This window comes from Desulfosarcina sp. (genome assembly GCF_055467485.1).
The window spans coordinates 11,894-37,514 of sequence record NZ_JBUOIV010000010.1; the positions used below are offsets into that span (position 1 = coordinate 11,894).

Here is a 25,621-nt window from a genome sequence, read left to right on the forward strand (position 1 = left end):
TTTAGCCTAAAAACGCCTTAAGGCCCCATCATCGCTGCCTGCCGGGCGATCCGGCGGTTTTTTTCACACTCGCTCAGAACGGCTCATCCTCGCCGCAGACCTTGAATATTGCCATGACCTGCCGGCAAAGCAAGTCGAATTGTTCCGGGAAGAGGCTCTGGGCGCCGTCGCTCAACGCCTTCTCCGGCTGGTGGTGGACCTCCACCATCAACCCGTGTGCGTTGGCGGCAACCGCCGCACGGGACAGGGGTAACACCTGATCCCGTCGACCGGCGGCGTGGCTGGGGTCCACCACAATGGGCAGATGGCTCTCTTTCTTGACCACCGGCACGGCGGACAGATCCAGGGTATTGCGGCTGTGGTGAACGAAGGTTCGCACCCCCCGCTCACACAGGATCACCTGGTGGTTTCCCTGGGCCATGATGTATTCGGCGGCCATTAGCCACTCGTCAATGGTAGCGGCCATGCCACGTTTGAGCAGGATGGGCCGGTAAGACTCGCCGGCCCGCTTGAGCAGGCTGAAATTCTGCATGTTCCGGGTACCGATCTGGACCACGTCGGCATAATGTTCCACCAGGTCGAAGGTCTGAAAATCCATCACTTCGGTGACCACCGGCAGGCCGAAATTCTCTCTGACTCGGGCCAATATCTTAAGTCCCTCTTCTCCAAGGCCCTGAAAGGAATATGGTGAGGTTCGCGGTTTGAAGGCACCGCCCCGGAACAGGTGCGCACCGGCTTTTTTGACATGCCCGGCGATGGTCAAGGCCTGCGTTTCATTTTCAATGGCACAGGGTCCGGCAATAAGGGTAAGGTGGCCGTTTCCGATAGTGACCTCTCCCACTTGAATCAGCGTGTCCTCAGCTTTTGTTTCCCGACTGACCAGTTTGTAGGGTTTGGTGATGGGCACTGCCTCTTTGACCCCTGGCAGGCCAACAAACAGGGCCGCATCCACGGGGCCTTTGTTGTTCAACACGCCAATGGAGACGCGATCGCCGCCTGGAATTGGCCTGGCCGTGCATCCCTGTCCTTCAATGACCTTAACCACTTGGTCGATCTGCTCGGCTGTCGCCGTTTTATCCATCACCACCAGCATGCTGCGCCTCCTTTGGTAATTGGGACCCGGGATGGTCATCCCGGCCAGAAAAAAAAGGCCCGGATTAACCCCGCGGCCCCTTTAACTGAAAACGGACCGCCGGATTATCGCCCGTAGGTCCGTTTGCTTGTCATCGATACACCATACATCTCATGCAACGGGGATCCGGCAGGCGCACCCGATTGGTGAGCGCCACCACCAAAACCATAGCTTTCCTATCACTGAGATGTTCATGTTTTTCTGCTTTTCCTAATGGTTACCATACGAGAAGGAATGGCTTGGATATGGCATCCATCATCATAATTGTCAACCGTTTTTCCAATGGGGTAGGCGATGGTGATGGGCTTGAGCCGTAGCACAACGGGCAGACGTAAAAAGGGCTTGACTTGAAGTATGCTCGCATTATTGTATTGCCCAAAAAAAGGAGCGCGATCATGCCGATTTTCGAGTACCAATGCAAGGCCTGCTGCAACCATTTTGAACAGCTCGTGTTTTCATCGGACACCGAGGCGGTTGCATGTCCCGTGTGCAACTGCGCGGACGTGGAAAAGCTGATGTCAGCCGGTGCCGTCCGGCCCCATGGCATTCCCACCGGCTCCGGCGGTTTCCAGCCTCCGGCTTGCAAGCCATCTGCCGGTGGCTGACGCATTTAATCCTGCTTTTCCGGTCCGGAAAAGTTCCCTTTTCAAGAAAAAGGCTCGTTGTCAAACCGGGCCTTTTTCTTTTTCATCCGGCAAGTCGATTCCCATGGCAGCGAGTTCCGATTCCACCCGCAGCGCCCAGCCCCGATTGGCCTTGGGGTTGGCCGGACTGGGGTGGGTCAACCTGCCGGTCTTCAAATGCCTGCCCTTCAAGGCCTCTTCAATCCGCTTTTCGGCAAAACCGCCAATCCCCAGCACCCAATGAGGCTGGAATACCTCGACGGATCGCTGCAGCGCCATATCGCAAATTTTAAAAAGCCGTTTTTTTTCAACCGCCGGAAGCTTGTCGGGTGTGCGGTTGCGGCCGCTGGCTTCCATGAACACCATCGGGCAGTAATTGAGTACGAAAAACTGCTTGAAAAAGTGGTCCGGCGTTCCATACCGATATTTGGCCCATCCCCACAGCCGTTGGCCGCTCACCTCCCTGCGCGTGCACGAAAATCCTGAAACCGGCCGCTTGGGGTGAACGTCGGGCGGCAGCGCGATAGGGGCGTGGATGCCCATCCATCCGGACACCATCTCCACGTCGCCAAACGGTACGCCGGTCTGCGCCATACCGAACGGGCCGGGATTCATGCCTACCAGAATGACCGATTTGACCGTATCCCCATAGCGGGCCACATAGCTGTCGTATCCCCTTCTGGCATAGACCAGCGGATGGTAGGTGTGGGTCACGGGAGCTGAAAAGGTCAACTGCCTGGCGCTTGCCACCAGGTCGTCGGTAATCGCAGCGATACGGGTTGCCGGGCGGCTGTCTGTTTTCACCATCCTACCGGATCGCCCGAGCCCTGACCGGACCGATCATGGCTTGTTTTGCATGAGGGTCCAACATGGATGTCCTGGTTTTCATGCCGGCTTGCCCCTTTCGATTCGATGTTGGCATACGGGTCCGCAAGTCGTTTGAAAATGCCAGCCGTGGCGGATACCCCGAGCCTGGACACCGTAACCCAAACTGCTTTTAAACACAACCGATGCTGCGTCCGACTGGCCTCGCCGAAGGTTGTAACAATCAGATTTTCATTGACTTTTTCAGTAGATGATGGTCCACTTTTTCCGGCACCATTCATTGCGTCATTTCCGATCAGCACCTTCAAACCCCGTTTAAACCAACAGGTCCGTCCATGGCGAATGTCAAATCATCCTCGACTGCCCCTTCTTCGGCGACAAAGACACTGAATGCCAAACGGCTGGAATCCGAAAATCGGAAGCTACGAAAAAAAAACGAGGCATTAAGCCAGAGAAACCGTGAGTTGGACCTGATCAGCCAATCTTTTCTTGCAATTAACTCCAGTCTCGAACTGGATCGGGTTCTTTCTACGATTTTAGAGGCCATCAAAAACCTGTTCGGTGTCGTTGGCAGTTCCATTTGGCTGAAAGATCATCATACCGGGGAGGTGGTGTGCCGACAAGCAGCAGGCTTTCAGCGCAATGTCGTCAAAGGCTGGCGTCTGGCACCCGGTGAAGGAATTGCCGGATGGGTCAGCTCTTATGGCGACAGCGTCATTTTACCGGACACCCGTAAGGACATGCGCCATTTTCGGAAGGTTGCCGATACGATGCAGGTGGAATTGCGTTCCATCATCAGCGTACCCATGCGGGTCAAAGGCACGGTAATCGGTGCCCTACAAGTCGTGGACAAGCAGGTTGGCCGTTTTGATCAATCCCACGGGAAAGTGCTCGAAGCACTGGCCGACGCCTCGGCGACCGCCATCGAAAATGCCCAGCTGTTCGAACAGGCCAATCGTGAAATCGCTGAACGCAAGCGGGCTGAAAAGAAACTGAAAAAGAATGAAAAGGAGCTGAAAGACAAAAGCGTGGCTTTGAAAGAGGTCAATACCGCACTCAATGTGCTGCTGAAAAACAGGGAGGAAGACCAGGTTCACATGGAGGATACCATCGTGGCCAACGTCAAGGATCTGGTGATGCCCTTTCTGGAAAAGCTCGCCCGAAGCCAGCTGGATGAAAAACAGACCACTTACGTGGAAATCATCCAGGCCAATATCTCCAATATCGTATCTCCTTTTCTGCGCCAGATCCCTATGAAGTTTTTCGATCTGACCCCCACAGAAATCCAGATTGCCGATCTGGTCCGCAAAGACAAGACCACTAAGGAGATCGCTCAAATCCTGAACGCATCGGCAAAAACCATCGAGGCCCACCGCAACCGGCTGCGCAAGAAACTGGGACTGACCAATCAGCGGATCCAGCTTCGCGATTACTTGATGACCCTGGTGTAATGGCTTGAAGGTCGATCACGGCTCCGCTGGCCCAATGAGTTCGCGAATCTTTTCTATCAGTTGGGTATTGGAAAACGGCTTGGTGATGTAGGCATCGGCGCCCATGGCGATTCCCTTGGCCATGTCGGCATCCCGGTTTTTGGCCGTGAGGAATATGATTCGGATGGATTCCCACTCGGTCCGTTGTCGAATCATCTGGTAGATCTCATACCCATCCAGATCGGGAAGCATGATATCGAGCAGAATCAGATCGGGCTGGACTTCGGCGATTTTTTCGATGGCTTCCTTACCGCTCTGGGCCAGTTTGGGCAGGTAGCCTTCTTTTTCCATGAGAAATTGCAGCGGCACCAGAATGCTCAATTCGTCATCCACAATGAGAATCGTTTTTCGATGCATTCGACTGCTCCCCCGGGGGCTGACTGGCATGCTGTCCCTGTCTCGCCGAAACGTGACCGCATATTGAACCGAACAGATGATCTTATTTTTCAGTATAGTCGATTTTGGATGGATGCACAATCCGTTGTGATAAATAACGACTCAACGCGCGATTGAACGCTCGTCAACCTGTGGAATCGACCCAAAGGGCGCATTGAACAGGGCGCAACCGAAAGATCGGCTTCGTTGATTGAAAAGAGGCTGCGCCTTGGCCGCATGGGCGGGCGGTCACGCCCACTGGTCTTGATCGTTAAACAGCGCCATGACCTCCCGTCGGTAGCGGTCGAGGGTGTCCACCTTGCGGATCCGTTTGACTATTCGCCGGCCATCCGGGAAACCGGCCGCAAAATAGCTCCAGAATCCTTTCATCCGATCCAGTAGGTGGCCGGGCCCTGAAAACTGGCGGCGGTAGCTGTCCATCAGGTCGTCGTGAAATTTTTCAAACCGCTGGTTTCTGTTGCCGATAAGCCGGTTTCCCGATTGGATCATTTCAGGCAGAAACGGGTTGGCGATCAGCCCCCGCCCCAACATCCAGCCGGATGCGGACGGAAATCTCGATTCCAACGAGTGAAACATCTCCAGGTCATTGATATCCCCGTTGTAGACCACGGAATGGGTGATGCGTGCCAGGCAGACGTCAAAGGCAACTAAATCCACCTCTCCCGCATACATTTGCACCCCGGTACGCGGATGAACAATCACCCGCGCAAGGGGGTAGCGGTTGAAGACCGGGATGAGGTGATCCATTTCACTGCCTGAAAACCGCCCCAAACGGGTCTTGATGGACAAGTTTCCGGCAAATCCATTCAGTACTTTATCGAGCATTCGATCGACCACATCCGGGTGCGGCAGCAGTCCGGAACCCCGCATTTTTTTGGCTACCATGGGAAAAGGACACCCCAGGTTCCAGTTGATTTCCCGGTAACCCAGGTCGCAGAGCGTGTTGGCCAGGCAAAGAAATTCGTCCGGGTCGTTGCTCAGAATCTGGGGGACGACCGGCATGGCCCGGTTGTCGGCCGGCGCCAGATCCCGCAGGTGGGAGGGTTTGATGCGCCGGCCTTTTATTGAGGTGACAAACGGTGCCACCGCCTCGCCAACACCTTTGAAATGGCGTTGATAGGCATTCCTGAACACCGCATCGGTATAGCCGCGCAACGGGGCGAGAATCAGGTGTTTCATCGTCTTTACAGCCACGAAGCGGGTACGGCCAGGCTCAGGTAACATTCCCGCTCTTCGAAGACCAGCCGTTTGGTAACCAAGGATTGAAGGAACGTGCGGATTTGTTCCGGACGCTGGGCGGCAAACGCTTTGATTACCTCTTTGAGGGTGCGGGGGATATGGCAATAACGGTAGATTTCCGCCGATGCCCCCGTGAGCCGATGCCTGGCTGCAGCCTGCATCGGTAAATACTGGTCGATGACAATAAAACGTCCACCATCTCGAAAGGACAATGCCGGTCTGCCGCCGGTCTGCCGCTGCAAGGCGTCATATTCCTTTTGCCACTGGCGTGTCTGTAACTCGACGGGGCGCCACAATTTGAGCTGGTGTGTCCGATCACCGCGATAGCTCTGGATCATGAAACGGATACCCGCAGCCACCGGTTCCGGAAACAGTTTTTTCAAGTTGGGATGGTTGAAGACGGACCGGATGTGAAACCGCCGGGCAAACCGATATACCGGGCTATCCAGACCCAACCAGAAACTGACTGTTTTGAGCGGCCGGTACCATCGGGCAAATGCGAGGGTACGAAGGGTTTCATTGATATCGTTGCTGTCGCTGCCGGGGAAATGAAGCATCAGGTTGGACGCGTTGACGATGCCCAAGGCTTCACAATGCTTCATCAGGTTCAGGTTGTCGATGGCCCGTACACCTTTGTTCATCCTGGTCAGTAATTGGCTGGACAGGGCTTCGATGCCCACTTGAACGGTATCCACGCCGGCCTGCTTCATTTTGCGAAGCAGCGTCGGGGAGGTGGTGGCCCGCAGCTCGGTAAAGATGGACAGATCCAGGCCCAATCTCCGGATCCCATCGAAGATCGACGAGGCCTGTTTCATCGAGAAGGCGTTGTCGGCAAAGGTCAGGGAAAGGACCTGATGCCGCCGGACGAGGTAGGCCACCTCGCGGACGACCTGTTCCGGCAGTTTGGCACGATATCCCTGCCACTGCAGGTTCAGGTTGCAAAAGGCGCATCCCCTGAACCGGCCGGCGGCATCCTGCCGGTGCCACCAGCACCCGCGAGAGCCTTCGACGGGAAGAACAGGGAAGAAACGATGATCAGGAGAAAACCCGGCCAGCATGTTGAAGTAGTCATCGTAGTCAGGCACCGGCAGGCGGTCCAATCGACTGAGTTGACGAAACCGGTCTATTTCGCCAGGCCTGGAATCGGAGGAGAGGACGCCGTCGGGAAGCGTCGAGGCGGACCGGGAGCGGGGGGTGGTCAGATGGCGCAACAGTCCGGTCAGAGGGCGCTCGCCCTCCCCCACCACCAGGTAATCGACATATGGGAAAACCTTCAACAGGTCCGCAGATCGCTCACCGGAGAAGGAAGAGCCGCCTACGACCACCGGCAGCGATGGACAGATGGCCTTGATTCGTGAAATCAGGTAAAGGGAAGCGGTCACCTGGCAAAACGAAATGGTAAATCCGACCGCTGCGAGGGCCGGCCAATCGATTCGCTGTAGCCAGTCGTCGGTGACAGTCTTTACCTGGTGGACCAACTGCTGAAAATCATCAGTTTCCTGATCCTTTCGTTTCAGTGTCCGGGTGTACAGCGATTCAGCCCGAAGGGCATGCTCGGGATAGAGCAGTGCCGAGAAGACGGATTCGGCCCGCCAGACCCGTCGTGAAACGCCCTGATAACGGTCATATCCCAACGCATGGGCCACCTGAAGGAAAAGATGGCAGGCATCCGTTTGAATCTGCGGCAGCGTTTGGCTTAAGTAGGCTTTCAACGCACCCAACGGCAGGGATGGGCGATTGAATAGCGGCCAGGGCGCGGAAACCAAAAGCACCCGCCCCGATATGGCCGTTGCCTCGGCTGACATGATCCTGCGGGTTAACCCACCCGACCGGATCGAGCCAGCAGGCGCTGGACACGCTGGTCGGCGGTCATGTTAATGTTATTTATGATATGTTTGAATTTAAACCATCGATATGAAGATTTATTTACGAATCCGTTTATACACCCGCCTGCAGGCAGCGATTCACCGTATCCGGATAGAAGCGTCAAATGCAGCCGGCCGTTTTTTACCACGGCGGCCAGGTTGGTTTTTTTCAGGTTTTCATACTGACCCTCCAAGCCGATGGATATCCGGGTAACGCCATTGCTCATTTCACGGGAAAGAATCTGGCCCACCACGGTTCCCTTGAAATTCACCGAAGGATCGAAGATCAGCGGTTCACCGTCAAACACCACCCCCATACCGGCTGGGCTCCCATTTCCGATATGCGGCACAGAACAAGCGAACAAACCGATTGCCGATACCATCAAGGTCAACAAAACTGTTTTTTTCATCATCCCTCCACGAATCGTAACGTCTAAACGGCTAAGTGAAGCGAGCACGTACAAGCATCGAGGTGCGAACGGGAGGCTTTCTTATAGCGCTAATGCATGATTTCATCAACCGGAAAGCGTTATTGGGGGCATCCGATGAACGATAGCGCGCCTTGTGGCAGCCGGGGGACAATCTCACGCCGGAGACTGCCCAAACCGTTCCGACTGGTTTGATTTTTTTCCTGAGCCGGCAGTTTCAGATTTTCTAAGATATATGACCTGCCTTATCTCATGAGCAACGAATCGACTTCAGGTGGCAAAAAAGGAAAACCGTCGAGCATGGTGTTCGCACCTTGTCTTCAGCCTTAGCATTGCCCTTGCACAGGCGGTTGCCGCCCAAAGGCATCTTCTTTGGTTCTGCGACAGCGTCGACAAGTGTTCGAGTCAGGATATTTTTTTTGCTTGAAACCTGAAACCGCTCCATATACATCAATTCCAGTCCGATCAAAAGTGACTATCGACACGCCCAACCATCACGGGCGGACGCTTCTGGCTGAACACGGCTTTATTATCGTGCAATTTGAACCACTTCCGACCTGTGGACCAACTATGAAAATTTCGATTCGCTGGGCGCTGATTGCCGGTTTTTTGGGATTGATCTGGGGAACCCACCTGATCACGACCACGTCTTCCTTTATCACCTCCCAGGACGTGCTTCGACAGCACGCCCGGGATATCATGAAGAACATCGCCGAACTGGCCATGGAGCAGTCCCAGCGCCACCTGTTGCATGCCCATGCTGCGGCCGCGTTGACCCGGCGCCTGATGGCATCCAACGTGGTGGGCAACCAGACGCACCAAATTGACGCACTGGAGCGCTATCTGCACGACCAACTCACCGTCAATCCCCATTTTGCCGGCATTTATGTAGGCACGCCCCAAGGCGATTTTTACGATGTGCGCCATTATGACGCCAAGGTAAAAGGGGGGTTTCGCACCAAGGTTATCCTAAACACCGCCCAAGGAAGGCAGGTCCGCTTGAACTACCGGGACTCCCTTTTTACGCCCCTTGGTGAAGAAAACAACAACGCAGACACGTATGATCCGCGAAAGCGACCCTGGTATCAGAAAGCAGTTGCCGAAAACGGCATCGTCTGGACCGACCCATACATCTTCTATACCTCACAAAAGCCCGGTATTACCATTGCCGGGCCCTTTTTCGATCCGTCCGGGAAACTCATGGGCGTGGTTGGCGTCGATATCGAAATCGACCAGTTATCGGTTTTTATCGGCAATTTGAAAATCGGCAAGAACGGAAAAGCATTCATGCTGAACCGCAACAGCGACGTCGTGGCCTTCGGGAATCTGGACAAGCTGAAAATCCTGGAAGCGGGGGATGGCGGTACCCCCCGCCTGGCAAAAATCAGAGAGCTTGACGATCCGCACAGCCGGAAAGCCTTCGAAGCGGCAAAAATCCAAACCGACGCATCGGGGATGCTGATCATGGGCGAATCGCGATTTTCGCGGTTTACCCACGAGAATCAGATCTACCTGGCCATGTTCACTCCTTTTTCCAACCCTCAGTGGCCCTGGATCATCGGGGTGTACCTGCCTGAAGACGATTACCTCGGCGCCATCAAATCCAATCGATTTTACAATATCCTGGTCACCGCAATGATTTCCCTGTTTGCCGCCTTTGTGGGATTTCTCCTGGCCCGAGGGGTGATCCGCCCGATCGCCCTGCTGGGACGCACCTCTCGGCAGATTAAAATGGGTCAATCGGCCCCCCTGCCGCAAATCCATTCGGCTTATTCCGAAATCCAGGAAACCGCTGACGCTTTTGCGGAAATGAAAACGGCGGTGGAGCGAAGCCGCAAAAAATACCAGGGTATTTTCAACAATATCCAGGATGTATACTACGAAGCCTCCATCAAGGGAACGCTGATTGAAATCAGCCCGTCCATTGAAAAAATATCCCAATACCGACGACAGGAGCTGATTGGGAAAACCCTGCTTAAAATTTATGCGGATCCCGGCCAGCGGATGGGTATCGTTGACAAACTGATCGACAAGGGCCGACTCAACGATCAGGAAGTGGTGTTCAGAGATAAGGACGGGCGGTTGAAACACTGCTCCTTGAATTCCACTGTGCTGCGGACCGAATCCGGTAAGCCCTATCGCATCATCGGTTCCCTGCGCGACATCAACGACCGCAAAATGGCCGAGCAAGAGCTGCTTCGATACAAGAATCAACTGGAGGCGTTGATCAAGGAGCGAACCCTTGAATTGCAGAAAGCCAACGACGGCCTGGTCGGACAAATCGAACAACGCCGATTGACGGAAACGCAGCTTCGTGTCAGCGAAGAGAAATACCGCACGATCCTGGACACCATCGATGAGGCCTACTTTGAGCTGGACGACTCGGGCAATGTCACCTTTGTCAATGATGCCGCCTGCCGGATCATGGGCTACGATATCGATCAACTGATTGGCATGCCGTTCAGGCGCTTTTCGACACATCAATCGACACGGGAGATCATCCAGGCATTCAGCAAGATGGTCCGCTCCGGTGAACCGCTGCGGGTGACCGCTTTCCCGGTGATCACACAGGACGGCAGCGACAAGGTGCTTGACTTGAGCGCGGCATTGATTCTGGATCCTTTAGGAGCCGTCACCGGATTTCGCGGCGTGGCTCGCGATGTCACGGCCAACATCCTTGCCCAGAAGGAAAAAGAGAAACTCCAGGGCCAGCTCAATCATGCCCAGCGGATGGAAGCGGTGGGCACCCTGGCCGGCGGCATCGCCCATGACTTCAATAATTTACTGATGGGGATCATGGGCAATGTGTCCCTGCTCGCCTCCAAACTCGAGGCCACCAGCATGCTCTCCGAATACCTGCGGGCCATCGAGCAATGCGTAGAGAGCGGTGCCACCCTGACGCGTCAACTTCTCGGATATGCCCGGGGTGGCAAATACCAGGTCGCACCCGTCAACCTTAACGAGACGGTCCAGCGGACCGCAGACATGTTCGGCCGAACTAAAAAAGAGATACAGATTCATGCCCGCTACCAGGAGAATATCTGGACGGTCGAAGCGGACCAGGGCCAGATCGACCAGGTGCTGGTCAACCTTTACGTCAATGCCTGGCAGGCCATGACAGACGATACGACCCTGTCCCTGTCAACCAAAAACCTGCTGCTGGACGAGGTTTTCACCGCGTCTTTCGGCGTCAAGCCGGGTCCCTATGTGGCCGTTAGTGTTAAAGACAGGGGAAACGGCATCGACCCGGAAACCATGAAACGAATTTTCGAACCATTTTTCACAACCAAAAAAATGGGCCGGGGAACCGGCTTGGGACTAGCCTCGGCATTTGGCATCATCAAGAACCACGGCGGCATCATCGACGTGGAAAGCCGGGTGAGCCACGGTTCAACATTTACCATCTATCTGCCTGCCATATCCCGGGTTCCCGAAAAAATATCGGCAGCACCACCCAATCTGCCGCTCAACGGGTCCGGCACGTTGCTGGTGGTGGATGACGAGCCCTACATCCTGAATGCCCTGACAGGAATACTCCAAGACTTGGGATACCATGTCATTCCTGCCAACAGCGGACACCAGGCCATTGCCCTTTTCGAAAGCGGGATGGGTAGAATCGACGGGGTGCTGCTGGATATGATCATGCCCGACTTAAACGGCCGTCAGGTCTTGGCCCGGCTGAAGCAGATCCAACCGGGCGTCAAGGTGCTGCTGTCCAGTGGATACAGCCTCGATGGTCTGGGGGGAAAAGAAGAGGCGGGCGATGGGTTTATTCAAAAACCGTATCATATAGAACAGTTGGCGGCTGCCTTGAATGAGCTCCTAAACGGCGGCAATCGTGCTGGGACCGCCTGATTCGACCCGTCACGATCTATCGCGATGCCAGCTACTTGGGATTTAAGGAGTAGTCGGGATCAGTCTGACGGTCAGGGGCAGAACATGTATGGCGCGCGACACTTCCCGGGTGCGCCCCAAGGTCCATTCAGCACATTGTTTGCCATTGACCATCAGCGAATTGATCTGCCGCACCACGTCGGCGACATCGATCACCGGGTGCCGCATGAACACCTCGGGAAGGCCGTAGGTCAGGTTGCAGGCCAGGCACTTTCCGGGTCGCTGTTTGAGCTGAAATTCGAGATCGATCTGATCGTCCGTTTCCCCTGCAAAGGTAAGGGTGATATCATAGGCGCCTTCTGACGCATCACCCAAAAGGGCAGCGAAAAACCGATCCGCGCGGTCCGATGGGAAAATTTCGTCCAGCGTGCGTTGATTTAAAATCGACTTGCATGAAGGTGTGTGCATCAATTGGGTTCCTCAGCTTCGAATCCTCACTCGTGCAGCCGTTATTGAACCGCCATAGCGAGCGATTTCTCGCCGCTTGCGGCGGGGTTAGCGAGCGAACAGGAAATCGATTTTTATCCTTACTGTAAAGATTCCCCGCGGCTTGCCGCGGAGAGGTTCAATCAAACTTCCTATCGCGGTCCGAACCTGACCGTTCATCTACACTAGCGTCCATCCAAAATCAACCGCCCTGTCCATAGCGCAGGCACAACGTCGGCTTATCATCGGGGTAAAGTGCCCTCGAGATAGCGCCGGCCCAATCGGCGGTGGATGACCGGCAATGAAGTCATCGCGGGCGGCACATAATCGAAGATCGTCTTTAAGAACCGTTCGGTAATCCGGTAGGTGGCACCCCACAGCAGTTCATCGTCGCCATCGTGACGGTGAACAAAACAGGGCATATCCCGGTATGGCATGTCCGGTTCCCCGGGGGTGCCGGTCTTGAACGAAATTCGATATCGTGCATAGTTAGCGGCATCGAAGAACGCCGCCACCGGGATGGTGATGATTTTTTCCACTTCCCAGTTGGGGAAAAAGCGTTTCTGGTTGTTCACCCATCCTACCATCGGGTAAATGGCGCGTTTGAACATGACCAGATGCTGGGCAGGCATGGGGCCCAAAAATCTCACCCCAAGTGGATTGAGCCGCATCTCTTCAAATCCTTCCCGCAAGGCAGCGGCCAGGAGCAGGGCCAGCTTCGAAAAATCAGTCTTTCGGTGTCGCCGCCACCACGAACCATGGGGCCACCGGGACAATGGCATTCTCGGCCAATTGAGCCATCTGGCCAGCAGTCGGTCGATTATCGGTGCGATGCCGCCACCCGGGCAACAAAGGTCTCCAGGTTGGCGAACTCGCTGCGAACGCTTGTTCAGGATCAAATACGGCTCCCCGTCGCCATCTTTTCCCAGCAGGAAAAGAACCGCAGAGTGTAGACTCAGGTCGCCATTGGCACTGAAAGCGAAGGTTGCTGGAGACAGATGGTGAAGCCGTTCCTGTACGAGTCGGATGAACGATTCGGGCGATCGGGGCAGCGCTGGCATGGTGGTTTCCATCGGTGTTGCCTGGCTCACTTAACGATTCGGATCCGGCATGTGGCGCGCAACCGCTTCCAGAGTGCCCGGATGATCACGGCGGCCACGTCCTTGGTTTCCAGGTTCCACTGGCCCGACTGGCGCTGACAATCCGTCAGCAACCCGGTGTTGGCGGTGAACAGATCGAAATGGTTGTTGATATAGCTTCCCAGTGTAAAATGCAGTGAAACCAGTTCGTCCGCAGTCATGTTGGCAATGGCAGCCCTGTCTTTCAGCGACAGGGTCCGCTCCAGATGATCGACTGCCGCCTTTATGCTTCGGGGCGGATCTTCCCGTTGAGGCAGACGCTCCTGTTCGACGACCGACATCAGCGGCGTAGTGATGCCGGTTTCGATCATTGAAAGAAAAAAGGTCGATTCAAGGATTTTGGATACCTTGTCCGCAACCGAATAGTCGACGCGGTTTTCACCCTCCCCGTCAACATGCAACACCTTGATTCGATTCTCGGCGATCCACCTGGCTATCCGCCGGGATGCGGAAAATCCATTTTCCCCTTCAAGATCCTGAATGAGCAGGGCTTTGTTCTGCCGCAAAGCGGTTTTTCGGGTTGTTTCCAGTCGAATGGAAGCCGTTTCTCCGGTGGTGAAATAGACGGTGCCGTGGCTGGCCTCGACAGACTTTTCCGTGATCGATCGCTTATCAGCGACCGACAGCCGGTCGAGGGAAAATTTATTGGGGATCAGCTCACCTTCACGGAACCATCCGCCATAGGCCAATCCCAGTTTGACGGCTACCTCCAGGGCAGCCACTGCTGCACCGGGCTTCCCGCCGGAAATGATCTTCTCGATCATCCGTTCTCATCTCCCTCGATGTCTTTCAGGTCGGTCTTTATCCCACCGGCTGCAGGAAAAATAACCAATCGCTGACCGGGATGGATCACATTGCTCAAGCCGATGCGGTTCCAGATGAGCAGTGCGGCAAGGGGCACCTCGAACTTCTGGGCGATTCCTGAAAGGCTGTCTCCCTCCTTGACCACGTAAACGCGTTGGCTGCGAATTTTGGCGTCCGCTTCGATCAGGGCTGCCAGACGGTCATGAAACCCGGCTTCACCGTCATCGGGTATGTTTACGTTGCGTGTCCCGGCAGCCAGGTAATGCCCCCGTATTTCCGGGTTGAACTCCTTGACCGTTTTAAAATCGGTTCTGGCTGCGTTGGCGATCAAACGCAGGGGAAGATCCGTGAACGCATTGACCCGAACCGTCGAAAACGTCTCCGGAGTATAAAAATCACTTGCAGAGAGTTCAAATCCATGATTCCGGGGTGCTTCGACAATGCGTTTGATGGCCAGGATACGAAAAACGAAGCGCTGGGTTTCCAGGGGAAGGTAGAGTTGATAATAGTTGGTGACGCCCTGCTCCAGGATTTCAGCTTCGAGGCCCTCTTCCCCCATGTTATAGCCTGCCAGGGAAAGGCTCCAGGAACCGAATCGTTCGTAGAGCGCTTTAAGGTATGTCAGCGCTGCCGGCGTACTTAGATATAGATTACGCCGTTCGTCAAAATTGTCATCCACGACCAATCCATATTTTCTGGCTGTCTGGGGCATCAATTGCCAGACTCCCATCGCGCCTTTACTGGACCCGGCGTGCATTCTGAGGGCACTTTCAGCGACGGCAAGATACTTGAGGTCGTCGGGTAGTCCATTTTCCCTGAGCATCTGTTCAATGTAGGGGAAATAGCGGGTGGTCCGTTTCAGCCAGAGAATCACTTGGGGACGGTTTCCCATGGCGACCAGCATCTCTTTCTCGAACCGCTCCAGCACCTGTGGATCGTCAGCAGGCACCGTTTCCCCGCACAACCGGATCGGCTGTTCAAGCTTGAGCGCCGATAGCAGCAGGTCATCTTCGATCGCATGGGCCAGGCTCAGGCGGGGAAACAGCACGCTGACAAGGATCGCGACGGTGTATATGGCAAGGTTTGGCATGATGAGCATTGTCTTATTCATGAATTTCAATTGTCCGCCAACGCCTGGCGGATGAGTGGGTTGGTTCAGCAGCAACCGATGGCTCGCAACACGGTTGAAACCCTATCATAATCAGTCTGATCCGATTGTCACTCGAGGGAGGAATAACGAGTGCCACTTGCTCGCTATCGTGACTCGGGGCGAGTTCTTTACATTGGCCGGCGTTTTTGGAAACGCCCCACTTTTTTTCTCAGGTACGTGTTTGGTTTCCTAATCCAGTTTCAACCAACGGCAGATCAAGCTTTTTATCTCCGCGTTTTCCAGTTTATCGCCGGTTACGGAAACCAAACCCAGACGAAGGGAAATCCGCTCATCATCGCCCCATGGCCACCACGCCGCATAAAGCACCACCCCGTTAACGGGATCCATGGTAAACACCTTCTGGCCGGGCACGAGACCGAAACCGGACTGGAAATAATCGCGGACAGGTGCATCGGCATCGTTAATGGTGGTGAAATCCCATTTGTAAGAAAATTCAAGCGTCAGCGGAAGCTCAACCATGATTTCATCCTGACGGTCGATTACCGCCAGGGCCAGGTTGAACTCTTTGTCCCATCGCCACGGGCAGGTTTCAGGAATATTGAGGCTGATGCGTTGGCAGACGGTTCCCAGAGATTCCAGATCGTTACGTGGCATGGGTTTCCTTCCCGTTGAGATGAATGCCTACCTTATTTTGATGCTCCTGTTCGGCATCTGCATTGATGGCAGGCCTGCCGCAAGTTAGTTTGTCCCGAATATAGAGCACCCGGCGGGTCTGTTGCAAGTACTAGCCGGTCCGAGGCCGCAGAAACCGTTTGGCGGTTGTTTTTTTTCATCACGACCAACGCGGTTTGCGCAACCGGGTTATCCTGAGGAAGCCGCCACGGAGACAGGGATGGCCGGCAGGATCCTCACCAGCACAGCCGGATCGACGGCCACGATAAACCCGCGTTTGCCACCGTTGATGTATATCGTTTCCATGTCCAAAATGGTGGTTTGTACATAGACCGGCATGTTCTGCCGGGTACCGAAAGGGCTGATGCCGCCGACCTGGTATCCTGTGCAATTCAAGGCCCTTTCGGGCCGGACGGGAAACACTTTTTTCGCACCGATCACCCGGGCCAGCGTCCGGGTCGACACCACTTGGTCACCATGCATGAGTACCAGCAGAGGTGACTGCGCGTCGGTCTCCATCACCAGGGTTTTCACCACCCGATGTTCGGGAATATTCAATTCCATAGCTGCCTGGCGGGCACCACCTCGCTCGGTGTAGGTATACATGAACGTATGAAATTTCACCCGCCTGTCGCGCAGGAATCGTATGGCCTGGGTGATCGGGTATCTGGGTCTGTTCATTTGTCCTCTATAGCCGCGCATACCGCATACCCCCTCCTCGGATATGAAACGGCGGCCATTTTTCCAAAAACCGGTTGAACGCAATAGTCATTTATATCAAGTTGCAGCCTATTTTCATAGTCCTTTACACCGTTGGGAAACACCCCCTCATCAGTAGTATTTGTTTAAGTTTATTTGTAATTATTCCTGTATGATTGTCACTAATAATTCAAGTTTTAAAGGAATTCTAAGTAGTCAAGTACACCTCCGATTGCAACCGCGTTGGGTAGACCATGACCATGTTTGTGGTAATGAACAAAGCCAAATGGAATTCGTTGGGTCCGGAGATCCAATGCGTTTTTGAATCGAACAGCCGCAAGTGGATCGATGTCCATGGGGAGCGCTGGGATCAAGGCGACAGGGAGAGCCTTGCGTATGCCAACAGCCTGAAGAACGAAATCCTTGAACTCAGCAGCGACGAGTCGCTTCGCTGGAAGTAGAAAGTGCGCCCCATTATCGACGCCTACATTTCCGGTGCGACGACCAGACAGCCGGACGGCAGCGGCTACGTCGACATGCTCGTCCACGCCATCGATGGACAAAAATGACCGGGGCGCGGCGGTGAATCGGATTGAACGTCTGGTGGGCCGGCTGGCCTCTTTTTTCAACGGTATCGCGGCGGGATGCGCCATGCTCGATGTTGTGCGGTTCGCCAGTTGCGCGTCATGGTCCCTGAAGGCATTCAACCCTGCCCCGGAAAACAGTGCCGATCCGTCGACAACCCTGTCAATCCGACAAGATATAAGGAATCGTTAATGAGCCTTACCATGGCCGGCGTCACCGGCCTCATGCTGCTGTTCATCCTGATTTTCACCGAGATGCCCGTCGGTTTTTTGATGGCCCTGGTAGGCGTGGCCGGCTTCGCCGGTCTCGTGACCGTGGATGCGGCGCTCAACCTGACGGGCCAGATTGCCTTTCATTCAGGCATCAGCAGCCGGCTGTTCTAAGTCGCCTACACGTTCATCGGTCACTGTCCCGAGGGAATGGCCGTCGCCACGCTGGGAGCCTGCACCGGCTTTTCCGCCACCTGCGGTTAGGCCAACGCAAAGGCCGCCACCATGGCCGCCGTGACCCTTCCCGAAATGAAAAGACATCACTATCAGGACAGTCTGGCCACCGGCGTGGTATATGCAGGCGGGAGCCTGGGCATCTTGATTCCGCCCAGCGTCATTTTCATCATCTACGGGATCATGACCGAGCAGTCCATCGGCAAACTGTTCATGGCGGGGATCGTTCCGGGGATTCTGCTGACGGCTCTGTTCATCCTGACCGTGGTCATCTGGGTGACCCTGCGCCCTGATCTGGCACCCCGCGGTCCTCGGACGACGCGCAAGGAAAAACTGGAATCCTTGTCCGGTAAATAGTGGAGACGCTGATCCTGTTCGGATTGGTCATGGGCGGCCTGTTCCTCGGCATCTTCACCCCGACGGAAACTGGCGCCATCGGCGCCATGGGCACGCTCTTCATCGCCGTCATCCGCCGCAATATCAGCGGTAATGGACTCATCCGGGCACTGTTCGAGACCACCCGTATCTCCAGCATAGTTCTGGTGATCGTGGCCGGAGCCACCATTTTCGGTCATTTTCCGGCCATCACCCGGATTCCCTTCGATGTGGCCAATTGGGTGACTGGTTTCAATCTACCTTCCTATCTCATAATGGCGCTGATCATCGGCGTGCATCTGGTGGGGGGCTGTTTTATCGATACCCTGGCGTTCATCATGCTGACCGTCCGCATCTTCTACCCGGTGATCATCTCCATGGGCTACGATCCCATGTGGTTCGGGGTCATTATCGTTCTGGTCACCCAGATTGGCGCAATCACGCCGCCGGTGGGCGTCAAGGTCTATGTGGTCAGCGGAGTCGCCCGAACCGTTCCTCTTGAGGTCATTTTCAAAGGCGTCCTTCCCCTGCTCCTTGCCCTGGTTGTCGGTGTGCTGCTCATGATACCCTTCCCCCAGATAGCCTTGTATCTGCCCGGATTGATGAAATGAACCTGCATCCTAATCGGTTGGAACGAAAAAACCGCACGCCGGCTGCTCGGATCGTGCGGTTTTCTTTTTGGGTGCGGCGGCGATTATTGGAATGACTTGGAGATTCGACCCGACTCCCGGTTTTGAAAGATGAGTTCCTTGGGTTCGATCTCACGGTTGTATTCTATCTTGCCGTGGGAAATGCTGCCCGGTTCAAGCACGCTGTCCAGGCTCTCGCTGAACTCACCCGTCACCTTGTTGTTATCGCGGTCAAGTAGGGTAAAATGATCGGGATGGGTGGTGATAATTTGTCTGCTGACATTTTTCACCCAGACATACAGCATGCCGTTGCCCATGTCGTGTACAGCCATCTCTGCAATGCCGTTTCCGGTGTATTGCCTCAGCCGTGCGTTGCGTCCCTCGCGCGCCTGCTCCCACGCCTGCCGGCGTTTCGCATTGGCTGAACGGATGGCGCGTTCCTGTTGGGCTTTTTTTTGTTGGGTCAGTCGTTCTTCGTAAAGCGCCACCTTTTTCTGGTACCTTGAATTGTCGGGATCCAGAGCCAGCAATTGGCGGTACAGCTTCAGGTTCAGAGCGGCATTGGAGGCCGGAACCGGTTTGACTTCGTTTTCCAGGGCTTCGATTTTTTCCCGACGGGCAGCCTTTGCACGCCGTGCAGCAGCCTCTGCCATTTCGGCCTGCTGCCGTTCATTTTCGGCGATGGCCGCCTGGCGGAGACGCTCATTCTCTTCGCGGGTCCAGCGTTCGGCGATGTCCCCGCCGACAGCCACAACCGTGCCGTTTTCAAAAGCGATCGGTGTGCACAACTCCGCTGTTACCGGTTCACCGGATCCATCCCCGGCTTTTGTCTGATAAAATGCCACAAAACGCTGGTCGCTGATATCATTCCGGATATCTGGCGGCCCCAGGGATTCAAAAACAGCTTCCTGGGAGTCTCCTGGTTGGATTCTGTTCAAGGCGCTGATGGTTTTGTTGATGTCCAGATGGACACAAGCGGTCAGCGTTAACGCTGCGATGAAAACGACCACCCCGATTCGCATTGCACCAATCTCCTTCTTCCGTGGTACGGGGATCATGGTTATTGATCCTGCTGTCTTTGTCCCGCAATGGGTTGCGCAAAGTGGATTTCCGAATCCCAGGGAAACAGTATCCAGGTATCCTGGCTCACCTCGGTCATGAACGTGTCGACCAGGGGCCGGCCGGCCGGTTTGGCATAAACCGTGGCGAAGTGGGCCCGGGGAACCATTTCGCGAACCTTTTTAGCCGTTTTACCCGTATCCACCAGATCGTCGATCAGCAGCCAGCCGTTGCCGTCACCGGTCGTGGATTTGAGCACCTGAATCTGGCCCTGATTTCGGCCAGCGTAACTTGCAACGCAAACGGTGTCAACCAGTCGGATATCCAGTTCCCGCGCAATAATGGCGGCGGGTACGAGGCCGCCCCGGGTGATGGCGACAATGCCTTTCCAGGGCCCCAGCTCGACCAGGCGCCAGGACAAGGCCCGGGCGTCCCGGTGCAATTGCTCCCATGAAATGGGATAGGTACGATGGTAAGTGTTCTCCCGGCCGATGGTCATCGGATTTGCAGCCCGCCCTTTCTCACGAGGTTCCGGTCCAGAGGCGTGCCCGCCCAGGCGTGGGACATGACCATCAACAGGTCATCGCGGTCCAGTTCCTCGGGATTGCACAATATGGTTCCATCCCCCAGTGCTTTGTCCGCTATGGCTTCAATGCTATCCACCGGCACCCGGGCACCGCCGTCCGGACCCACGATCTCCTTGAAAAACCTGGCGTGGCGTCCACCGGTCTCCTGGTGAAGGCGCTGGTTCAGCTGTCTTATGGCCGCAATGGCATGCTGCGCCCGCAGATGAGCCGGTGTCTGCGCATAGGTACGCGCCCCCGACAACGGCAGCAACAACTGGGCGGTCAAATGACCGTTTTTATGCATATTGTACTCCAGCCCGTAGGGGAGCAGAATTGCCATGCAGGTGCCATGGGGCACGCCGCAGACCGCACCCACTGAATGGCCCAGGGTGTGGACCATGCCCACCATGGCGTTGGAAAAAGCTACGCCTGCCAACGTTGCGGCCACGGCCAGTGCCAGTCGCCCGCGTGCATTCTCCGGCTCATTTATCACCTTCAGCAAATTTTGGCCAATCAATTCAATGGCCAACAGCGCATGGGCGTCACTGAGCGGATTCTTGGCCAGGCAGGTATAGGCCTCGACGGCGTGGGTCAGGGCATCCATGGCGGTTGCGGCCGTGATCGCCGGCGGCAGCGTCAGCGTCATGCGCGGATCCAGCACCGCTATGTCCGGCAACAGGAAATAGGACGCAAAAGGCATTTTCAGGTTTCGGGCATGGTCGGCGATCACCGCCACCAGAGTCACCTCCGATCCCGTTCCCGCGGTGGTGGGAACGGCCATCAGTGGCTTCAACGGACGTGCCAGAATGCCGGCTCCGGAAAACTGCAGCAGGTCGTCGGCATTCTCAGACACCAGGATATTGACCCCTTTGGCCGTATCCATGACCGACCCGCCGCCCACGGCGAGGATTGCATCGCAGCCGCTTTCCCGGTACACCCCGGCGAGCCGAACAACCACTTTCAGGTCAGAATCCGGCGGAACATCGTCTTCTACGGCGCCAATCCGGATCCCCGGAGTGATGGCCGCGCTGAGGATATCAATCAGGCCGGCACCGACAACCCCCTCATCGGTGATGATCATGGGGCGCTGAGCCCCTAATTCGTTGAGCAGTTGGGGTATTTTTTCCAGCGCATGGTGGCCGGCAACAGTTTTGACAGGGCAGAAAAATTCGTAGTAGCCCGGGAAATACATGATCAACTCCTCTGAAAGTGATTGGAAAAGAATAGTTTTCTACCGGTGGCCACTTCAGTTGTCCATCGCCGTAACGCCTCGCCTGGCGCCCTCCAGTATACGCGCCACGTGGTCGTCGGAGGAACCGCTGGCCAGATGGGACCGGATCCGTTCAATCTGTTCTACCGTCATGTCGCTGTCAACGATAGCGGATGGGATTTTTTCAGACAACTCGGCATTCAGCGCATCGAAAAATTCCCAAAACAGGGCAATGGTGCGCGGTGTTTTCAGGTCGGCGGCAGTCACGGCGAAAATGTCCGCCCCCACCATGGGGTATAGCAGTTCCCCCACCTGCTCCGGTTGGTTATACCCTGCCTCAGCCACCACATGGGGCAGCAGCATCGCCATTAAAAAGCCCAAGGGAAGGTCGGTCCCCTCCTTCAGGCCGGTGGCCAGGACATGGCAGATACCCGGAGAGGAACTGAAATAGGCGCAACCGGCCGCCACCTGGCCATTGACGACGGCACTGAGGTTTTTTTTGCGGTCCGTTTTTCGGAGGGCGGCCGGCAGGTGTTGCATGATCAGGCCAATGGCTGTGTGAGCGTAGGCGCGGCACATGGGCCCGGCAGAATCGTCGAGGAACGCCTCCACGGCATGAACCAGCGCAATCATCGCCCCATCCACCACATCGCGGTCATTGCGGTCCACCATCATCGCCGGATCGATGAAAACAACGGTGGGGATCAGCCGCGGGGAGCACAGTCGCCGGATTCCGTCGTTGGCATAGCCGGTCGCCTCATCACCGTTGCCGGCAGCCGTGGCCACCAGCATCAGGGGACGCAGCGGCCCTGGGTCGGAAGCCTCCTCGCCTGCCTCGTCAACGCTTTCATGAAAACCCTCAGAAACCATCAAATTCAAGCATTTTGCTGTGTCCACCACCGCGCCATGCCCCAGGGCAAGGATACTGTCGCAAGCCCCGTCCCGGTACATCCGCGCCAGCACGGGCATCAAATCCGGTTGCGGCCGGTCCGGCAGGCGGTCATAAATGCCCAGTGTCAGGCCGGAGGTTTTGAAGGCATCGACGACGCTGCCGATCCGCTTCTTACCGACCTGGTCACGACTGGCCAGAATCAGCGGTGCGTTGGCATTGAAGGCTGACAGTTCTGCGGGCAAGTTCTCCAACGCACGGCTACCGCAGTTGATTTTCAAGGGACAGGAAAAGGAAAACTCATCAAACAGACGCATCGATCACTCCTCCATTCATTAGAGCGAAGCCACTTTCGCGTCGCGACACGATCAAAGACCGACCACTGCACGCAGGTAAATCAGGGCACGGCCCACATATTTCCGAAAGGGAGGCCACTGGGGGTATCGCCGGACCGCCATTGAAGCCAGCCGCCTGGGCAACAGGAATACTTCCACCATGTCCAGGATGCGAACCACGGCGCAGGCGGCGGGAAGTTCCCCGTCCACAATCAGTCGGTCCCTGGCCGCTGCCGTGACCGTGGCCTCCTGAAAGGTGAAAAGCAGCATCGCCGCCTCGATGTTTTTGATAATCAACTTCAAATCGATATAGCGCTGCTTGATATTGGCGCCCAGGTATCTGACCTTGCCGGCTTTGTCCTTGCCCACAACCATGGCCGGTCCCTCTGGTGCAACGGTCAGGGCGAAGGTGAATCCGTCGGGGATGGTATCGAAGGCCTTGCGCACCTCCCGATCCACCCGGGCGGCCGCCTGGATGGCCCGCCCCATGAACCAGAGCATGATGGACAGGTATAACCGTTTGACCGGTTTGCCGCCGGGTGAAACCATCCTGAAATACTCCAGCCGCGGGTCGGTAGCCATGTCCCATTTGGGCTTTATCCCCAGCCGTTTCAGCGTATTTTCGGTTGGGATACCGTGGGGATCATATCCGCGAAGCCGGTAATAGGCATCGAGCATGGGTTGCAGGGGAACTGTCCGTTTCTTGGCATCGCAGCCCCGTCCTTCGGTGAGAAACCGTCTCGGCAGGGTATCGTCTTTACGGGATATTCCTTCGCCGGTGTTCATGGTGCGCTCCAGCACGTGAATCCGTGCACCGGCCGTGAGCATCTGCCATTGGTTCAATCGCAGGCCAGTCATCGACCGCCATAGCTTTGAGAAAATGCTGATGTCCATGAGCATGATGGCAACGGCCGGCAGATATTGCATGATCAGGCGCAGCAGAAACGTGGGCGTGTATTTGACGATGGGGGGTTCGAGCACATAAGCGTAGGATGTAAACTGGCAGGTGTGCAGGGAGTTGACCGCGGCGTAGAGGTTTTCAAAAAAGGCGACGAATCGTGCTTTGGCGCGGGTGGTGTAGGGGTTGAGAAAACCAAAGGTTACTTCCAAGGCAAAGGTGGTGGCGGACAGGTGACAGGCGCCCCGGTTGGCAACGGCATAGGCCAGCCCCTGCCCCCACGCCCCCCTGGGATCGTAAGCTGGCATTTCCAGTCCTTTGACCTGGATCGCAAAATCCGAACCGCCATAGCGTTTAGACAGCAACCGCGTGCCGTTGGCCATTTCGTCGCCGAACCCCCGTCGCCAGGCCATGTCATCAAGGGCCTGGGCAACACCATCAGGGACGCCAAACTTCAAACCGGTGGAGATCAGGCCCTTTTCACCGGCTTCCATGCACCATGCCAGGACCGATCCGGCCGAGATGGTGTCCATTCCCAGCAGGCCGCATTGGTCGTTGAAGGCGGTGATCATGTCCGGTTCAAAGATGCCCAGGTTGGGACCCAGCAGACCGACGGTTTCGTATTCCGGAATCTGGTGCACACTGCCGTCGGCCAGGGTGCCCTTGTGCCCACACATGATCGAACAGGGTTTGCAGGTGCTGGGCGTGGCGCGGTAACGCTGCCGCATGGTCTCGCCAGATACCTGATCGGCCTGGGGGTGGCTGCCTTCCTGAAAATTCTTCACCGGCAGGATGCCGCCGTCGTTGCACCAGTTGACATGGCTGCTGGTGCCATAGTTGCGATAGTCGTCGGAGGTCACCGGATTTTTTTCGATATATCCAGCCGCCCTTTTCTTAGCCCGGTCGAACAGCTTTTGATTGGCCGGGACGATTTTGTAGGCCTTACCCCTGGCAACGATGGCCTTCAGGTTTTTCGACCCCATCACGGCCCCCAGACCGCCTCGACCCAGGAACCGATGACCGGAGGCCACGTTGGCAATCAGAACCTGGTTTTCGCCGGCCGGTCCAATAGCCAGTATTCCGGCCTTTCCATCCGGGTTCAGTTCTCTCTGGACCGCCTGGGTATCCATTCCCCAACACCCGGTACCGTCCACAATTCGAACACGGTTTTCATCGATGTCGATCATGACCGGTGAAGGTGCCTTGCCGGTGATCAGCAGCCCGTCATAGCCGGCGGTCTTATAGGCCATCCCGAATGGCCCGCCGCAGGACGAATGCAGCATGATGCCGGTCAGCGGCGATTTGGTGATGGCCGAAAAGCGCCCCGTACACGGTGCGCCGGATCCCATGAGCACCCCCATCATGAAGGCCAGGTAATTCTTTTCACCCAGCGGGTCGATCCCGCGATCCATGCGGTCATAGAGTAATTTGAGCCCAAGCCCTTTACCGCCCAGGAAACGCCGGCGGTCATCCGCATCCACTTGAAATTCATCCACCTGGCCGGTCGTCAGGTTAATCTGGACAATCCGGTTGCTGGTTCCGACGATTGTTTTCATGCAATTGTTCCTAACCGTTTGGCGTGAGCGCAACATGCCTGCAGATGACGCCAGGCAAAATGATGAATTCGGATTCGATTCGACACCGTACATCATTTTAAATGACAGGACAACTGGAACGATCAGCTTCCCTATTCATTGAAATAATTGAAATTCGCGGATTACTGATTGCCGCCGGGAAGGCATCGTCATTGGAAGGGTCGGATCGGCAACGAAACCATTCCTTTCCAAGGCGTCGGTTCGGAAAGCCGAAATGAATCGCAGGCATTGAACCCCGGTAGCGACCGATAGCCCCCCGCTTGCGGGTGGATGGTGAGCGGTGCCGAAAGTCGA

Annotated in this window: 21 protein-coding genes and 1 pseudogene; 5 read left to right on the plus strand and 17 right to left on the minus strand. The window is 55.9% G+C overall.

Translation table 11 applies throughout. The features are described from left to right. Positions 1 to 73 precede the first annotated feature (73 nt). Positions 74 to 1,093: a 3-deoxy-7-phosphoheptulonate synthase gene (aroF, locus tag ACZCED_RS06990; RefSeq protein ID WP_462971144.1), complete on the minus strand. Its 1,020-nt coding sequence runs from the start codon at positions 1,091 to 1,093 to the stop codon at positions 74 to 76. A gap of 434 nt (positions 1,094 to 1,527) precedes the next feature. Between aroF and ACZCED_RS06995 the strand changes: the two genes are divergently transcribed. Next, the gene (locus ACZCED_RS06995) at positions 1,528 to 1,737 is read left to right on the plus strand and encodes an FmdB family zinc ribbon protein (protein ID WP_462971145.1); all 210 of its coding nucleotides are present in this window, start codon (positions 1,528 to 1,530) and stop codon (positions 1,735 to 1,737) included. Positions 1,738 to 1,797: 60 nt separating this feature from the next. On the opposite strand, the gene ACZCED_RS07000 is transcribed toward ACZCED_RS06995, so the two are convergent. Further along, on the minus strand, positions 1,798 to 2,562 hold the full coding sequence (locus tag ACZCED_RS07000) for a uracil-DNA glycosylase family protein (RefSeq protein WP_464860492.1): 765 nt from the start codon (positions 2,560 to 2,562) through the stop codon (positions 1,798 to 1,800). 482 nt (positions 2,563 to 3,044) lie between these two features. On the opposite strand from ACZCED_RS07000, the gene ACZCED_RS07005 reads away from it, so the two are divergent. Beyond that, positions 3,045 to 4,031 (plus strand): GAF domain-containing protein, encoded by a 987-nt coding sequence (locus ACZCED_RS07005; protein WP_462971147.1) that lies wholly within the window; start codon positions 3,045 to 3,047, stop codon positions 4,029 to 4,031. A gap of 15 nt (positions 4,032 to 4,046) precedes the next feature. On the opposite strand, the gene ACZCED_RS07010 is transcribed toward ACZCED_RS07005, so the two are convergent. The 4 genes from ACZCED_RS07010 to ACZCED_RS07025 form a co-directional block, all read right to left on the minus strand. Then, positions 4,047 to 4,427 carry a response regulator transcription factor gene (locus tag ACZCED_RS07010; protein WP_462971148.1) on the minus strand — a complete coding sequence of 127 codons (381 nt, stop codon included), beginning with the start codon at positions 4,425 to 4,427 and terminating at the stop codon, positions 4,047 to 4,049. 267 nt (positions 4,428 to 4,694) lie between these two features. Next, entirely contained in the window at positions 4,695 to 5,690 is a 996-nt protein-coding gene (locus tag ACZCED_RS07015; RefSeq protein ID WP_462971149.1) for a tRNA dihydrouridine synthase, read from the minus strand. After that, complete coding sequence (locus tag ACZCED_RS07020; protein WP_462971150.1) at positions 5,651 to 7,510, minus strand: RiPP maturation radical SAM C-methyltransferase; 1,860 nt, start codon at positions 7,508 to 7,510, stop codon at positions 5,651 to 5,653. Before ACZCED_RS07020 ends, ACZCED_RS07015 begins: the two co-directional genes overlap by 40 nt. Before the next feature lie 11 nt (positions 7,511 to 7,521). Further along, positions 7,522 to 7,887, minus strand: a complete 366-nt coding sequence (locus tag ACZCED_RS07025) for a hypothetical protein (RefSeq protein ID WP_462971151.1) — start codon at positions 7,885 to 7,887, stop codon at positions 7,522 to 7,524. Positions 7,888 to 8,568: 681 nt separating this feature from the next. Between ACZCED_RS07025 and ACZCED_RS07030 the strand changes: the two genes are divergently transcribed. Continuing rightward, entirely contained in the window at positions 8,569 to 11,853 is a 3,285-nt protein-coding gene (locus ACZCED_RS07030) for a PAS domain S-box protein (RefSeq protein ID WP_462971152.1), read from the plus strand. Positions 11,854 to 11,895: 42 nt separating this feature from the next. On the opposite strand, the gene ACZCED_RS07035 is transcribed toward ACZCED_RS07030, so the two are convergent. From ACZCED_RS07035 to ACZCED_RS07060, 6 genes are all read right to left on the minus strand, one after another. Beyond that, complete coding sequence (locus tag ACZCED_RS07035) at positions 11,896 to 12,300, minus strand: pancreas/duodenum homeobox protein 1 (RefSeq protein WP_462971153.1); 405 nt, start codon at positions 12,298 to 12,300, stop codon at positions 11,896 to 11,898. A 260-nt stretch (positions 12,301 to 12,560) separates the two neighbouring features. Beyond that, a complete protein-coding gene (locus tag ACZCED_RS07040) occupies positions 12,561 to 13,391 on the minus strand; it encodes an NUDIX hydrolase (protein ID WP_462971154.1) in 831 nt (276 codons plus the stop codon). 14 nt (positions 13,392 to 13,405) lie between these two features. Continuing rightward, positions 13,406 to 14,221, minus strand: coding sequence for a YpsA SLOG family protein (locus tag ACZCED_RS07045; protein ID WP_464860493.1), 816 nt, complete (start codon positions 14,219 to 14,221; stop codon positions 13,406 to 13,408). Then, positions 14,218 to 15,372, minus strand: a complete 1,155-nt coding sequence (locus ACZCED_RS07050) for a lytic transglycosylase domain-containing protein (protein ID WP_464860494.1) — start codon at positions 15,370 to 15,372, stop codon at positions 14,218 to 14,220. The genes ACZCED_RS07045 and ACZCED_RS07050 overlap by 4 nt, the downstream gene beginning before the upstream one ends. Before the next feature lie 228 nt (positions 15,373 to 15,600). Then, complete coding sequence (locus ACZCED_RS07055) at positions 15,601 to 16,026, minus strand: hypothetical protein (RefSeq protein ID WP_462971157.1); 426 nt, start codon at positions 16,024 to 16,026, stop codon at positions 15,601 to 15,603. Between the two features lie 207 nt (positions 16,027 to 16,233). After that, the gene (locus ACZCED_RS07060) at positions 16,234 to 16,725 is read right to left on the minus strand and encodes a YbaK/EbsC family protein (protein ID WP_462971158.1); all 492 of its coding nucleotides are present in this window, start codon (positions 16,723 to 16,725) and stop codon (positions 16,234 to 16,236) included. Positions 16,726 to 16,997: 272 nt separating this feature from the next. On the opposite strand from ACZCED_RS07060, the gene ACZCED_RS07065 reads away from it, so the two are divergent. Both ACZCED_RS07065 and ACZCED_RS07070 read left to right on the plus strand, forming a co-directional pair. Next, on the plus strand, positions 16,998 to 17,204 hold the full coding sequence (locus tag ACZCED_RS07065) for a hypothetical protein (RefSeq protein ID WP_462971159.1): 207 nt from the start codon (positions 16,998 to 17,000) through the stop codon (positions 17,202 to 17,204). Positions 17,205 to 17,519: 315 nt separating this feature from the next. Continuing rightward, positions 17,520 to 18,757, plus strand: a pseudogene (locus ACZCED_RS07070) (TRAP transporter large permease). A gap of 83 nt (positions 18,758 to 18,840) precedes the next feature. On the opposite strand, the gene ACZCED_RS07075 reads toward ACZCED_RS07070, so the two are convergent. From ACZCED_RS07075 to ACZCED_RS07095, 5 genes are read right to left on the minus strand one after another with little or no spacing between them, the layout of a single operon-like run. Next, on the minus strand, positions 18,841 to 19,833 hold the full coding sequence (locus ACZCED_RS07075) for a DUF3192 domain-containing protein (protein ID WP_462971160.1): 993 nt from the start codon (positions 19,831 to 19,833) through the stop codon (positions 18,841 to 18,843). Between the two features lie 2 nt (positions 19,834 to 19,835). Further along, the gene (gene gpt / locus ACZCED_RS07080; protein ID WP_462971161.1) at positions 19,836 to 20,333 is read right to left on the minus strand and encodes a xanthine phosphoribosyltransferase; all 498 of its coding nucleotides are present in this window, start codon (positions 20,331 to 20,333) and stop codon (positions 19,836 to 19,838) included. Beyond that, positions 20,330 to 21,592, minus strand: coding sequence for an iron-containing alcohol dehydrogenase (locus ACZCED_RS07085; protein WP_462971162.1), 1,263 nt, complete (start codon positions 21,590 to 21,592; stop codon positions 20,330 to 20,332). The genes gpt and ACZCED_RS07085 overlap by 4 nt, the downstream gene beginning before the upstream one ends. Before the next feature lie 54 nt (positions 21,593 to 21,646). Continuing rightward, positions 21,647 to 22,816 (minus strand): iron-containing alcohol dehydrogenase, encoded by a 1,170-nt coding sequence (locus ACZCED_RS07090; protein WP_462971163.1) that lies wholly within the window; start codon positions 22,814 to 22,816, stop codon positions 21,647 to 21,649. A gap of 51 nt (positions 22,817 to 22,867) precedes the next feature. Then, entirely contained in the window at positions 22,868 to 25,288 is a 2,421-nt protein-coding gene (locus tag ACZCED_RS07095) for an aldehyde ferredoxin oxidoreductase family protein (protein WP_462971164.1), read from the minus strand. Between the last annotated feature and the right edge of the window lie 333 nt (positions 25,289 to 25,621).